The sequence below is a fragment of the Marinomonas pollencensis genome, assembly GCF_003387375.1.
In the GTDB taxonomy this organism is placed as follows: domain Bacteria; phylum Pseudomonadota; class Gammaproteobacteria; order Pseudomonadales; family Marinomonadaceae; genus Marinomonas; species Marinomonas pollencensis.
Genome location: NZ_QUNG01000015.1, coordinates 55,632 through 69,711 on the forward strand (window position 1 = coordinate 55,632; position 14,080 = coordinate 69,711).

The window sequence follows — 14,080 nt, forward strand, 5'->3', positions numbered from 1 at the left end:
CTGTTATCTCTTCTTATATAGCAGCCAGCTAGGGTAATAGAGGCCTTTATGGATCGCGAACAACCTGAGTATAAAGATCAGAGCCACGGCGTAAATCGAGTTATATTCATGTGAAGGTATGTTTTTTTGAAGAAGCACTAGCAGCACTGCACCGATAAAAGCGGGCGTCGCATAAAACTCTCGCCCTAATACCATCGGCGGTCGATTACTCACTAGATCACGAATAATCCCGCCGGCGACCCCTGTTGTCACGCCCATTGTAATAGCAATAGTGGGAGAGAAACCAAGATCCAATACTCGCTCGGTTGCCACTACTGTAAATAGGGCTAAACCAAAGGCATCCGCATAATGAAACACCCGTTGCCGATCATTAATAATACGCACTGCGAAAAAGGCAAAAAGAGAAGACAAGAATGCAACCCAAAGGTAAGAAGTGTCCTTCACCCAGTAAACATCTTCAACGCCCAATATAGTATCTCGAATCGTCCCTCCTCCTAAGGAGGTCACCATGCCTAACAAGACGATACTAAAAAGGTCCATATCTCGCTTTCCTGACGATATAACCCCAGTTATTGCAAACGCTGCAATGCCTATCATACCTAAAATATATAACAGCATAGTGTCATTTTCTCTGTTCTTATCATGTTCTATTGAAGGGATTTAGAGGACCCAATCGCCAGCGCCTAAACGCTTTAGAGAAATATAGTCATCTTGAATATAGAGCTCTGTCACACTCATAAAGCCAACATCGATACGATGGGCTTGCTCCAGCGGCCACTGGCACAACAAGCTTACCAATACTTTAATCACACCTGCATGGGTCACCACAACCAAGTGCTCCACATCGCTTTTTTGTCGCGCTAACCACCAGCCCCATACTCGATTTGCCAACGCCTGAAGAGACTCACCTTGATAGGGTGCAGCATGAAGCATATTGTTAAACCATAAGTCGATCGACTCTCTAGGAATATTCCGCCATAGCTGTTTTTCCCAGAGCCCAAAATCAAGTTCCTTCAACGCCTCACTCATACGCGAATGATCTTGGCTAATAAAACTCGCAAGCTTAGCAGCTCGCTTTAATGGGCTATGATAAAACACCGTATTATCAGCTGTAATTCGTTGCTCAAGGTACTGGCTTAAATGCGCCGCATCGGACATCCACCCTGGTGCCAAGGGCACATCTGTTTGCCCATAACAAAGCCCTTTTTCGACATCTGGCCTCGGATGACGGATCAAATACAGCTTCATGCTAAGGCATCCATCAAACACAGCAGAACTAACACTTCACTAATCTGCTCTATCGCCCCTAATGTATCACCATTAAAGCCCCCAATACGACGCTGTAAATAGTAGCGGCAAGCAAACACCAGCCCGACCAAAACAAGCAGCGCTTTGATCAGATAAGAGAAATCTACAAGCAGTATTAAGAGACACGGCAACACAGCCAGCGCCCATTGAGGTATGGTCAATTTCGCAATCATGCTAGCGGCTTTACTCTTACCAAAAGAGACGTACTCCATTGAATTCATCAGTAACAATGGGGTTAACCGAGCCAAACAATGCATGGCAATCCAGGCCATTAATGCTGAGCCAGAATGACCATAACCATCTAAAAAATAGGTAAGAACTTGGCTTAACAGCAGCCATTTCAACATTAAAGAAAACCAAATAGACAAGGCGGCATAACTGCCAATCCTAGAGTCTTTCATTATTTCTAAGCGTTGCTCTTTGTTCCAGCCCCCCACTAAACCATCACACGCATCCATCAAGCCATCTTCATGAAAGCCACCCGTGATTAACACCGCGGTCAAAAGCATAAATACAGCTTGGATCGTGCTTGGTAATCCAGAGAAACACAATGGCCAAGCACTTACTAAAGCGACAATAATGCCTACCCAAGGTAAAAAGCACACCGCTGGGGTGTGCTTTATGTCATCACTCCAATCTACTTTCATTGGGAGACGAGTATAGGTAACAAGGCTACGTTTGAAGCCCTGCCAATGGGGGTTAAATATTGTCACCGTCGCTTACACCTGCACTTTCAAAGCTTGCCATGTTATTTAAAAAGAGCGCGGCACTTTGAATAATGGGATAAGACAAGATCGCGCCTGAACCTTCACCTAGTCGCAAATCCAGCGCCAAAATAGGCTCTGCATGAAGAGCATCCAAGAGTGATTTGTGGGCTTTCTCATTTGATTGATGCGCAAAAATCGCATATTCACGCACATGTGGCGCAACTTTTTGTGCAAACAACAAAGCAACAGAACAAATAAAGCCATCCACTACAAATGCAACTTTACGCTGAGCAGATTGGAGCATCGCCCCTGCCATAGCCAGAATTTCAAACCCGCCGACCTGTTCGGCCAAGGTTTGAGCATCCCACATCGCCATGGGAAGCCCTGTTTGCTCTTCAGCACGCTTTAAAGAGCGCGCTATCACTTGAGCTTTTTTAGAGACGCCCCCTTCATCCAAACCAGTACCACGACCAGCACTTTGTTCTGGATCTATTCCCATCAATGCCGTCATCATACAAGATGAAACACAGGTATTGCCTATCCCCATTTCGCCAAACATTAATAAGTTGACGCCATTATCCAGCGCATTATCTACCTCAGCAACACCAGCTTGAATCGCCAATGAAAGTGCCTGAGAGGTCATCGCGGGTGCTTGGCTAAAGTCATTGGTGGCAAACGCAACTTTGCGCTTAGCTAATAATGGATGGTCTTCTAACTCTGCATTAACGCCTACATCTACAACTTGTAATGGCACCTTATGCTGTGCGCAAAATACGCTAACAGCAGCTCCACCATGCAAGAAATTCATCACCATTTGTGGTGTCACTTCCTGAGGGTATAAACTGACCCCCTGAGCAACGACACCATGATCCCCAGCGAAAACAATCATCTTAGGCTTAGATACATCAACGGTCAGGCTGGTTTGGATTCTGCCAAGCTGAAAAGCTAAGGATTCTAATACACCTAAAGCCCCTAAGGGCTTTGTCTTATTATCAATTTTATGCTGTAAATCTTGGTTGAATAAGGACGATGGCGCCTCAATAGAAAACTGCTCAAACACCCTTGTCTCCTTAACCTTATGCTTTTTGGGCACGTTGGCGCACGACCTCAAACAAACAAATCCCTGTTGCTACCGAGACATTTAAACTGGATACAACTCCCGCCATCGGTAACTTAACAAGATAATCACATTGCTCACGTGTCAAGCGGCGCATGCCATCCCCTTCTGCTCCCATTACGATGGCCGTCGGAATGGTGAAGTCTTGCTCATAAACTGTTTGCGTCGCTTCTCCTGCGGTACCAAAGATCCAAACGCCTTGGTCTTGCAACTTCTTCATCGTACGAGCTAAGTTAGTCACCGCATAAACAGGAATACTTTCTGCTGCCCCACACGCCACTTTACTTACCGTGGCATTCAAAGGCGCCGAATTGTCTTTTGGCATCACAACCGCATGCGCACCAGCAGCGTCTGCACTTCGTAAACATGCTCCTAAGTTATGAGGGTCCGTTACACCATCCAAAATAATAATCAGTGGGTTCTCATCAAGCCCTTCTACTAAGCTATGCAAGTCGCCTTCGTTACCTGCTTTGGTCATGGTGGTATAAGCCACAACACCTTGGTGTACAACACGTTCCTTATTTTTGCTAAAAAGCTGGTCAAGGTCGCGACGCGCCACTTGGCTGTAACGCACTTTATTAGCTTTACACAGCTGCATTAGGCGCTGTGTTTTCTTGTCATCACGGCCTTCTTGAAAGCGTACTTCTTTAATTCGCTCTGGTTGCTGTGACAAGGCATTTTCTACGGCATGAATACCGTAAATCCATTCTAAATCTGACATTATGACGTTTTTACTCTAATCGGATAAATCAATTAATCGCGAGCACGAGGCTTGGCGTTGTTCTTTTTCGCTTTCTTTGGCTTTTTGGCTTTGGCCTTTTTTACCGCTGAAGCAGGCTTGGCTTTGGCTGCGCTCTGAGCACTTTTCTTTTGACGAATTTGCTTGCCTTTAGATGGGCCTCGACGTTTTTTTGTCCTAGGCTTTTTCTCACCTTCTTTACTGTCTTGAGCGCCTTTTTCAGCCTCGCCTTGTGAATTCTTAGGTGCTACTTGTTTCGGTTTCGCACGTCCCCCTAACTCAATCGGAGGCAGTTGCGCTAATTGCATTTCAAGCTCAGACACATCGTTGCGCTCGACCTTCTTACGTGGGCGAGGTTGAGCATCATCCAAGCTTAAATCAATCTTACGCTGCTCTAGATTAACGCTTGCCACCTTCACTTTAAGGCGATCACCTAGGCGGTACACGCGCCCTGTTCTTTCACCAATAATCGCTTGATGCTCTAAATCATGAACAAAGTAATCTTGTCCTAACCCAGAAATGTGAATCAAACCATCAACAAACAGGCCTTGCAGCTCGACAAACAAACCGAACGAGGTCACTGCTGTCACAACACCATCAAAGGCTTCACCTAAATGTTGTTCTACATACTGACACTTTAACCAAGCTTCTACATCACGTGTCGCTTCGTCGGCACGGCGTTCAGTAACCGAACAAGAGTCACCTAATCCGTCCATATCCGCTTGATCGTAGCCGTATATTTTTCGCTCTTTCAGTGTTGGGCTACCTGCCACTCTGTGGGCTTGACGTACAACAGGTCGTCCTTCTCCACGAATAAGGTAGCGAATCGCACGATGCACTAACAAATCAGGATAACGACGAATCGGAGAGGTAAAGTGCGTGTAGGCTTCATAATTCAAACCAAAATGGCCTAGATTATCCGCCTGATAAACCGCTTGGGACATAGAACGCAACAACATAACTTGAATACTACGAGCATCAGCACGGTCTTTAATTTGCTCAGCCAATACCGCGTAATCACTGGGTGTAGGTTTTAAGCCACCTGTCAACTCAAGCCCCAACAAACCTAAGTAGGAACGCAAGGTCAATAAGCGATCTTCTTTAGGTCCTTCATGAACACGGAATAACGCAGGCAAATCTGCCTTAATCAACAACTCTGCCGCGGCAACATTCGCACACAGCATACATTCTTCGATCAATTTATGAGCATCATTACGCTCAACAGGGACAATCTGATCTATCTTGGAGTTCTCGTCGAAGACCATACGAGTTTCAACGGTATCAAACTCCATTGCACCACGCTCATCACGGGCACCTTTTAAAACATGATACAGACCATTTAGAGCATCAATATGAGAAACGATAGGGGCATAACGTTCGCGCAATTCGAGGCCGTCATCTTCCGGTTCTGCCGCGATCATTTTCGCTACCTTGGTATAGGTAAGACGCGCATGAGACTTAATCAGACCTTCATAAAACTTGTAACCGCGCATTTTGCCTTTGGTCGTCAAAGAGACCTCAGCTACCATCGCCAAACGATCCACATCTGGGTTTAAAGAGCACAAGCCGTTAGACAGAACTTCTGGCAACATAGGCACAACTCGACCTGGGAAGTATACTGAGTTACCTCGCACAATCGCCTCTTCGTCCAAAGCCGTGTCTTTTTTCACGTAGTGCGACACATCGGCGATAGCAACAAATAATTTCCAGCCACCCGGCGTCTTTTCGCAATAAACAGCATCGTCGAAATCACGAGCGTCTTCACCGTCAATGGTAACAAACGGCATATCACGTAAATCCACACGGTGTGCTTTGTCCTCTTCCGCCACTTCTGTCGTGAAGTTTTGTACTTGTTTTTCAACCGCTTTTGGCCATTCGCTAGGGATTTCATAACGGTGAATAGCCACGTCGATTTCAAGCCCTGGCGCCATAAAGTCGCCAAGTACTTTTTTCACTATGCCTCTAGCAGGTTTACCACGCTCTGCGTAATTGACGATTTCAACTAACACGTATTGGCCATGATTAGGCGTAATCGCAGAGTCTTTGCCGATCAAAATATCTTGTGAAATACGAGGGTTTTCAGGAGTTACAAAAGCAGTACGGCTTTCTTCGTAATAACGACCAACAAGCTGGCTATGTTTGCGTTCAATGACTTCCACCACCACGCCATCTAAGCGGCCTTTCACGCTGCGTCCAGATAAACGAACCTTAACTTTATCGCCGTCCATGACATTTTGCATTTGGCGATAGGAAAGGAAAATATCATCATCACTTTGACGCAAGAGAAAGCCATGGCCTTCTTTGTTGCCTTGTACATAGCCTTCAATTAAATCGCTTTCTAAAATAGGAGTATATTGATCATTTTGGTTGCTCGTAAGCTGATGATCACGACACATGGCAATCAAGCGGCGACGTAACGCTTCTATCTGATCATCACCAGTCAGGGCAAACTCTTTGCATAACTCTAAATGGCCGAGGCTAGCATTCTTAGAGGTCAGAAATTCTAAAATAAACTCTCGGCTCGGTACCGGATTATCGTACTTAGAAGCTTCTCGCTGTTTATGTGGGTCGTTAATATTTTTATTACTCAATGTATATTTATCCTTGGTTTATTCAATACGCCGCACTTTATATAAACAAGCTTTAACAACGTATCGCTTAGAACATTTGCCGTCGTTGATCTATTGACCAAGTGACGAACGAGTCTAATTTGGTGTCATTATAGAGCATTATCACTCAATACTCTTTAGCTGAAAGCGTCCCTTGACACAAACAAGCAATGTCGCACTGCTGTCTCTTGTAATTCCACAACAAAATAGGCGCTATCGGCGTCCTTATAAGCTGCTTATAACAAATCAAAATGAAACTTTTTCGACGATTTTAATTTTTTTTATAAGCTTTTGGTCGCATTTTGAACAAAAACAACTAATACATCGAATAATTCGATAGCTTTTACAGACTAAAGCTACTGCCTATGGCGAACCAAATGCATTTCTGCCATGACTTTGGTGGAAATTTCTTCCACAGACAGCTTAGTTGAGTTCAAAAACGGAATCCGCTCTTGACGGTATAAAGACTCTACTTCTTCAAGTTCATAGCGACATTGTCGCGGTGAGGCATATTTGCTTGCCGCCATTCTGCCGGTTCGTATTTCATGCAACCTGTCTGGGTCTATGGTTAAGCCAAACAGCTTTTTCTTGTGTGCTTTTAAGGCTTTAGGCAAGCCAGGTGAGGAGAAATCATCTTCGGTAATCGGGTAGTTAGCGGCCTTGATACCATACTGCATTGCGAGGTATAAGCTGGTTGGGGTTTTGCCTGATCGCGACACCCCTAATAAGATGATGTCCGCTTCATCGAAATTTTTGATAGATACTCCATCATCGTTCGCAAGCGCATAGTTTATCGCGTCTATTCGCCCATCATAGACCCCCTCCTTCATACCATGAGCTTTTTGCGCTGTGGGTTGAGCAGGCACCCCCAAGGCTTTTTCAATCGGTAACAAAAGGTCACCAAATAAGTTGTAACAATGACAATCACACGACTGAATGACATCACGAATATGAATGTCTGAAATAGTATAGAAAACCAAAGGTGGCTCTTTGGACTCTACTTCTAAATTGATCTGTTGTTTTAACCCATTGGCTTGGTCCATGGTGGTTAAAAAAGGCACACTTTGGGTCTCTACCGCCACATCAAAAAAAGATAACATAGCGGATCCAAACACTTCTGCCGTGATCGCAGTACCATCTGAAACGAAATACACTTTCATCATATTTTTCTCATTTTGTTGTTATGTAACAACATTTAATTTTTCAATTGAAATAAAACAACATCGAATAATCGATTTTATTCCATGTCCTTGCGCTACATACAATGACTCTAGACACAGTGCTTTGACAAGTCATCAAAGACAAACTAAAGCCTTGCCGTCGTTATAAAAAAAGAAGCTAATCAGGTAACTATTTGGGAGTCCCGTGTGAGCAATTTTATAAAGTGGTTCAAAGATCTTCGTTTGGAAGACGTCGCTGAAGTAGGTGGTAAAAACGCCTCTTTAGGAGAAATGATTTCTAATCTGACAGAGCTTGGTATTCAAGTACCAAATGGTTTTGCCACTACATCTTATGCTTACCAAAGCTTTCTTGAAGAAAGTGGATTAGATGCCAAAATTCATCAAGTACTCGACAGCCTAGATATTGATGATGTGCACGCTCTGGCTGAAGCCGGGGTAAAAATCCGTCAGTGGGTCGAAGAAACGCCTTTTTCTCCAGAATTTGATGCTGAAATAGAGCAAGCCTTCAAAGTTTTATGTGATGATAATGCTGACGATACATCTTTTGCCGTCCGTTCATCAGCCACTGCAGAAGACCTACCTGATGCCTCTTTTGCAGGACAACAAGAAACCTACTTGAATGTAAAAGGCCTCGCCGACATTAAAGCATCCATTAAGCGTGTTTTTGCTTCTTTATATAACGACCGCGCTATCTCTTACCGAGTACACCAAGGTTTTGAACATAAAGGCGTTGCGCTGTCTGCTGGGATTCAAAAAATGGTTCGCAGTGACATAGGCGCATCAGGCGTACTATTCACCCTAGACACTGAATCAGGCTTCGATGAAGTGGTCTTTATTACTGCCGCTTACGGTCTAGGAGAAATGGTTGTACAAGGTACTGTAAACCCAGATGAATACTATGTGCATAAACCCACACTTGCAGCACAACGACCCGCTGTTGTCCGTAAATCATTAGGCTCTAAAGCTCAAAAAATGGAGTACGCTGAAGCCGGCAGTGACGAATTCGTCGACATTGTTCCTGTCGCTCTAGACGATCAAAACCGCTTTGCCTTAAGCAATGAAGAAATAGAAGACCTTGCGCGTCAAGCATGCATCATAGAACAGCATTACGAGCGCCCGATGGACATTGAATGGGCTAAAGACGGCATCGATGGAAAAATATACATAGTTCAAGCGCGCCCAGAAACCGTGCGCAGTCAGGCTAATGCTCAAAGCATGGAACGTTTCTCTCTTAAAGAAACCTCATCTGTGCTCATCACAGGCCGTGCTATAGGTCATAAAATTGGTAGTGGCGAAGTCAAGGTGCTGTCTTCCATTACCGAAATGGACCGCATCCAACCGGGTGATATTTTGGTCACAGATATTACCGACCCAGATTGGGAGCCTATCATGAAACGAGCATCTGCGATTGTTACCAATCGAGGTGGTCGTACTTGTCACGCAGCTATTATTGCTCGTGAGTTGGGTATCCCTGCTGTGGTGGGCTGTGGCGATGCCACAGAAGTACTAAAAGATGGTCAAAAAGTCACTGTGTCTTGTGCTCAAGGAGACATGGGCTTTGTTTACCAAGACGAATTGAAGTTCGATGTTATTACCTCCGAAGTCGGCAATATGCCAGACCTGCCAGTTAAAGTCATGATGAACGTAGGTAACCCAAACCGCGCTTTTGACTTTGCAATGCTGCCAAATGCAGGCATAGGTTTAGCCCGCTTAGAATTTATTATTAACCGCATGATTGGCATTCATCCGAAAGCACTATTGAATTACGAACAAATGTCAGCATCAGTGAAAGAAGAAATTGATCACCGTATCGCCGGCTACCAAGGACCTGTTGAATTTTACGTTGATAAACTGGTGGAAGGTGTTGCCACACTTGCCTGCTCTTTCTCTCAAAAGCCAGTTATCGTCCGCTTGTCAGATTTTAAATCAAATGAGTACCACAACTTAGTAGGTGGTCCTTTATTCGAACCAGACGAAGAAAACCCAATGCTTGGTTTCCGTGGTGCAGCACGCTACATCGACGACTCATTCCGCGATTGTTTCGCTTTGGAATGTGAAGCGATTCGTCGTGTCCGTAACGAGATGGGATTAACCAATGTGCAAATCATGATTCCTTTTGTCCGAACTCTAGAAGAAGCCCAACAAGTTACAGAACTGCTTGCTGAACAAGGCCTAGAACGCGGCAAAAATGGATTGAAAGTCATCATGATGTGTGAACTGCCTTCAAATGCTTTGTTAGCAGATGAGTTTTTAGAGTTTTTTGATGGTTTCTCCATCGGCTCAAATGACCTGACACAATTAACATTAGGCTTAGATAGAGATTCAGGCTTAATCGCGGATAAATTTGATGAACGAAATCCAGCAGTGAAAAAGCTGCTTAAAATGGCGATATCAGCTTGCCGAGAAAAAGGAAAGTACGTAGGAATCTGTGGCCAAGGCCCATCAGACCATGCGGATTTTGCTGATTGGCTCGTAGCTCAAGGGATAGAGAGTGTCTCTCTCAACCCAGATACCGTCGTTGAAACCTGGCTGCACCTTAATGAAGTATTGGAAAATACGGCATTAAGTCAGAATGCCGTTTAGTCACGGCCAGTAACGTTATTGTAACGTCACTCTCTAGTTTTATGCCCCGCTTTGCGGGGCTTTTTTTCTCTATTAAAACTGATAACCCAACAAATAATCCTCCCTTAATCATCAAGCGAACTGGCACTTTTATAGAGCCATCAAGCTATCCCTACCCTTGAATAAAAATAGCTGCTAGTAAGTTACAACTGGATGTCATCTGGCTGATACAGTGCTTTTATGCCGCTCAAAAACTTATATCTCGAGAGGAGTAGCCCCTCTCCCTGTCACAGAACCGTAGTACGGACTTCGTATACGGCTCATACAAACTTCCATTGGTAATCCTCCCCTCAAACACAGCTTAGGTCTGGCTGAATATTGGGCTTTACGCTATTTTGCACAGTTACCCACCTAAACTGTCGATACAGGTTCACTTACGTTGTGTACTGCTAACCTGCTATCGTTTCTGCAGCACTCACATTGGATTCGGATTCTCTTCCCCTCAGTCGGGGTGAGACAGATTTCTTTCAACCTGACGGGTATGCCACCTGCGCTAGGCCAAAAAAAACGCCCAATGAAAATCATTGGGCGTTTTTTTAGTCTGTTTTAACCGCAAAAATCAGTTTACAGCGAGTGCTCGAGCTCTGTTTCTACGACAAATTAAAACAAGCTCAATAGCAGAAATAAGGATCAAAGTATAACCAAGGGTTTCTGTTCCTTCTTCCACGATATCTTTAACCACACGCATGTAGTTATCCCCCATCACGGATGTCCAAAAGGAGTTTCGCCCCATCATGCGTGAGAAAGCTAACACAATGACAATGCCCGATAAACAAGTACCGTAACAGGCTGTTTCTGAATAAGCTTTAAGTGAAGGGTAGATGTGTGAAAATTTACCCCACAAAGAAACCAACACGGTACCTAAGATTAAATAAACAATCGTTTGCCAAGCACCATCAAACACGTATTGATCAAGAAGAGCATCAGACTCTCTGACAAACATCATAGCCAACAAAGCCGCCAGCATAGTGCCTGCAATTTTGAGTTTAGGATCAATTCGTGAAGCATAAAGAAACAACATACAACTTAAGAATGTCATAGCATCTTGCATATGCTCAGTAAGTGTGTGCTCACTATAAGCTGCTAATGTTTTAAATTCATATCCCTCTAGCCCAATAAGGTAGCCAACCCCAGCCAAAGAAATGAGATATATAAAAGCTCGCAATAAAAACATAAAAAAGCCCGTTGCAATAATTTTGCTGGATAATAACCAAAATCAGTAATAAAAACGACACTTCTATTATACTTTCTAAAATGTTCCCCTATTGAATAGAGTTTAATAACACTTAGGCTCTAATTGAGATAATAAAAAGAATTCTTTCAACTTCGGTTTCTCTCATTCTCCATCAATTCATCTTGCATATTTCCTACATACTCTGCCACTTTACTAGGCGAAGAAAAATGCGCTATGTGGTACATAGCATCACCTTCTTGGACCAATGGTATATTTTGCTTTCCTATAATAATGCCGCCATTATTACAAACCACATCGTCCAATACTTCACCATAAGGATCCTTAATTTGAGCTAAAAGATCCCCGCTTTCTACCACATCCCCAAGCGACTTAATGTGCGTTGTAAAACCACTGTCTGTTGCTCTAATCCAGCTGCTACTACGAGCAATCCTTGGCTCAGAAAGTGATTTTTTACTGCGCGATTTTGGTAGCATTCCTAGATGTCTCATCACACCTATAATGCCTTTTACACCAGCTCGAATAGACAGCTCATCAAACCTAAGTGCTTCACCTGCTTCATATAAAATCACTTTGGCTCCCACATCATTAGCACACTCCCTTAACGATCCATCTCTCAGATTTGAATCTAAAATCACGGGAACACCAAATGCTGTCGCAATTTCCAATGTCTCTTGATCCGCTAAATTGGCACGCACTTGAGGTAAATTACTGCGATGCAAACTTCCTGTATGTAGATCAATTCCATAGTCTGCTTTAGACACTATCTCACCTAAAAACCTGTCTGCGATGCGGCCAGCCAGAGAGCCCCGCTTAGAACCAGGAAAAGAACGATTTAAATCGCGCCTGTCCGGTAAATAACGGCTCTGATTTAACACCCCATAACCATTTACAACAGGAACGGCAATAAAGGTACCGTGTATACGATCCAAATACTTGCTTTGAATTAAACGGCTAATGATCTCAATGCCATTTAACTCATCACCATGTATCGCAGCGCTAACAAAGAGCGTTGGTCCTGTTCTTTTCCCTCTTTTAACAAATACAGGCATCGACATATTTGTATCAGTATATAGCTTAACAATGGGTAATTTAATTTTTCTGGTTTCACCCATCCCAATAGAAATACCATCAATCGTTAAAATAGAGTTACTCATTAACCTCTACCTTTGGTTTTAGTATTTCCATTAGTCGCTGATTTTTCGATGTAATTTATGATCATCCCTGCTACGTCTTTATTTGTTGCTGACTCAATCCCTTCTAAACCAGGGGAGGAATTAACTTCCATAATAAGAGGCCCATTATTTGAACGTAGGATATCCACACCACACATATTCAGCCCCATAACTTTTGCAGCATCAACAGCTGTCTTACGCTCTTCTGGTGACAATTTCACTAGAGAAGCAGTGCCGCCACGATGCAAATTTGAACGAAACTCCCCTTCAGCTCCCTGACGTTTCATTGCTGCAATGACTTTACCGCCGACAACTAAACAGCGAATATCAGCCCCTCCTGCTTCTTCGATGTACTCTTGAACCAAAATATTGGCTTTTAAGCCCATAAAAGCTTCAATGATCGACTCCGCCGTTTTATTCGATTCGGCTAATACCACTCCAATCCCTTGGGTGCCTTCCAAGAGCTTAATAACTACCGGAGCACCACCAACATTCTTAAGCAAATCGCCAATTTTATCAGGGTGATGAGCGAAACCAGTCTTTGGCAAGCCTAAGCCTTTACGCGACATTAATTGCAACGAACGCAATTTATCTCGAGAACGGCTGATAGCGACAGACTCATTAATACTATAGGTTCCCATCATCTCAAATTGACGAACTACCGCGGTTCCATAAAAAGTAACCGAAGCGCCAATACGAGGAATAACAGCATCGTATTTTGGTAAAGGCTTTCCATCGTAGCGTACGGAAGGACTGTTACTAGTAATGTCCATATAACAATGCATAGTGTCGATCACATCTACCTCGTGGCCGAGCTGTTCACCAGCTTCGACCAGACGCCGAGTGGAATAAAGGTTAGGGTTACGAGATAGAATAGCAATTTTCATGAATGTTCCTTGAACAGAAAAAGAATCTTTAGGTTAAAATCTTCTTAGAAAAATAGGCTTGTAACACGAGCGCGAGAATAGAGAATAACTCAACACTAAGAAAGTAAAATTTCGTTGAGAATGCAACTATTCACAAAACCATTGTCCTGTATTTCTAATTTAGCTATGTAAACAATGAAATAGATTAAAGCCTAATTCACCACCATGCTTTAAAAGAAACATTCTGAATAAAAAATTAAAAACTCATCAAGAAACCTAGATAGCTAAATGTAACTCGACTTTTTAAGGTATCTGCCCCCCTTTACTAAATCGAGACAGGCATATTATTAGCTTAATACAAGCGGCCATTACGCTCTCGATTGAAACCATTCGGTGTTCATGAAACCAAAAATATACTGATTAGCCATCAGTATTCGAAAGCAAAGTAGTAACTTCCTTTTGAAAGTCGATGATTAAGCAATTTTTACACATGAGAAAACCTCAGCTTAAGGCCGATAGATGACATTCAGATTGCTATTGGATTCAACCGAGCCGCTGATTATG

The 14,080-nt window shown here is 43.4% G+C and carries 11 protein-coding genes; 1 reads left to right on the forward strand and 10 read right to left on the reverse strand.

Translation table 11 applies throughout. From position 1 onward, the window contains the following. Positions 1 to 3 precede the first annotated feature (3 nt). The 7 genes from DFP81_RS16075 to ppsR all read right to left on the reverse strand — a co-directional run bounded on the left by DFP81_RS16075 (position 4) and on the right by ppsR (position 7,643). The gene (locus DFP81_RS16075; protein ID WP_115898918.1) at positions 4 to 618 is read right to left on the reverse strand and encodes a trimeric intracellular cation channel family protein; all 615 of its coding nucleotides are present in this window, start codon (positions 616 to 618) and stop codon (positions 4 to 6) included. A gap of 42 nt (positions 619 to 660) precedes the next feature. Continuing rightward, a complete protein-coding gene (locus DFP81_RS16080; RefSeq protein ID WP_115898919.1) occupies positions 661 to 1,248 on the reverse strand; it encodes a histidine phosphatase family protein in 588 nt (195 codons plus the stop codon). Further along, positions 1,245 to 2,021 (reverse strand): adenosylcobinamide-GDP ribazoletransferase, encoded by a 777-nt coding sequence (gene cobS / locus DFP81_RS16085; RefSeq protein ID WP_245959198.1) that lies wholly within the window; start codon positions 2,019 to 2,021, stop codon positions 1,245 to 1,247. The genes DFP81_RS16080 and cobS overlap by 4 nt, the downstream gene beginning before the upstream one ends. After that, a complete protein-coding gene (cobT, locus tag DFP81_RS16090) occupies positions 2,008 to 3,075 on the reverse strand; it encodes a nicotinate-nucleotide--dimethylbenzimidazole phosphoribosyltransferase (protein ID WP_115898920.1) in 1,068 nt (355 codons plus the stop codon). Before cobT ends, cobS begins: the two co-directional genes overlap by 14 nt. A 16-nt stretch (positions 3,076 to 3,091) precedes the next feature. Beyond that, a complete protein-coding gene (gene rlmB / locus DFP81_RS16095) occupies positions 3,092 to 3,853 on the reverse strand; it encodes a 23S rRNA (guanosine(2251)-2'-O)-methyltransferase RlmB (protein ID WP_115898921.1) in 762 nt (253 codons plus the stop codon). 32 nt (positions 3,854 to 3,885) lie between these two features. Further along, positions 3,886 to 6,462: a ribonuclease R gene (gene rnr, locus DFP81_RS16100; RefSeq protein WP_115898922.1), complete on the reverse strand. Its 2,577-nt coding sequence runs from the start codon at positions 6,460 to 6,462 to the stop codon at positions 3,886 to 3,888. A 374-nt stretch (positions 6,463 to 6,836) separates the two neighbouring features. Beyond that, the gene (gene ppsR / locus DFP81_RS16105) at positions 6,837 to 7,643 is read right to left on the reverse strand and encodes a posphoenolpyruvate synthetase regulatory kinase/phosphorylase PpsR (protein WP_181903121.1); all 807 of its coding nucleotides are present in this window, start codon (positions 7,641 to 7,643) and stop codon (positions 6,837 to 6,839) included. A 204-nt stretch (positions 7,644 to 7,847) separates the two neighbouring features. Here ppsR and ppsA point away from each other — a divergent pair, with 204 nt between their 5' ends. Beyond that, positions 7,848 to 10,244 (forward strand): phosphoenolpyruvate synthase, encoded by a 2,397-nt coding sequence (gene ppsA, locus DFP81_RS16110; RefSeq protein ID WP_115898923.1) that lies wholly within the window; start codon positions 7,848 to 7,850, stop codon positions 10,242 to 10,244. 598 nt (positions 10,245 to 10,842) lie between these two features. On the opposite strand, the gene DFP81_RS16115 is transcribed toward ppsA, so the two are convergent. The 3 genes from DFP81_RS16115 to rimK form a co-directional block, all read right to left on the reverse strand. Then, positions 10,843 to 11,457, reverse strand: coding sequence for a hypothetical protein (locus DFP81_RS16115; protein ID WP_115898924.1), 615 nt, complete (start codon positions 11,455 to 11,457; stop codon positions 10,843 to 10,845). 146 nt (positions 11,458 to 11,603) lie between these two features. Then, positions 11,604 to 12,632, reverse strand: coding sequence for a succinylglutamate desuccinylase/aspartoacylase family protein (locus tag DFP81_RS16120; protein ID WP_115898925.1), 1,029 nt, complete (start codon positions 12,630 to 12,632; stop codon positions 11,604 to 11,606). Further along, entirely contained in the window at positions 12,632 to 13,537 is a 906-nt protein-coding gene (gene rimK, locus DFP81_RS16125) for a 30S ribosomal protein S6--L-glutamate ligase (protein ID WP_115898926.1), read from the reverse strand. The genes DFP81_RS16120 and rimK overlap by 1 nt, the downstream gene beginning before the upstream one ends. Positions 13,538 to 14,080: the final 543 nt, after the last annotated feature.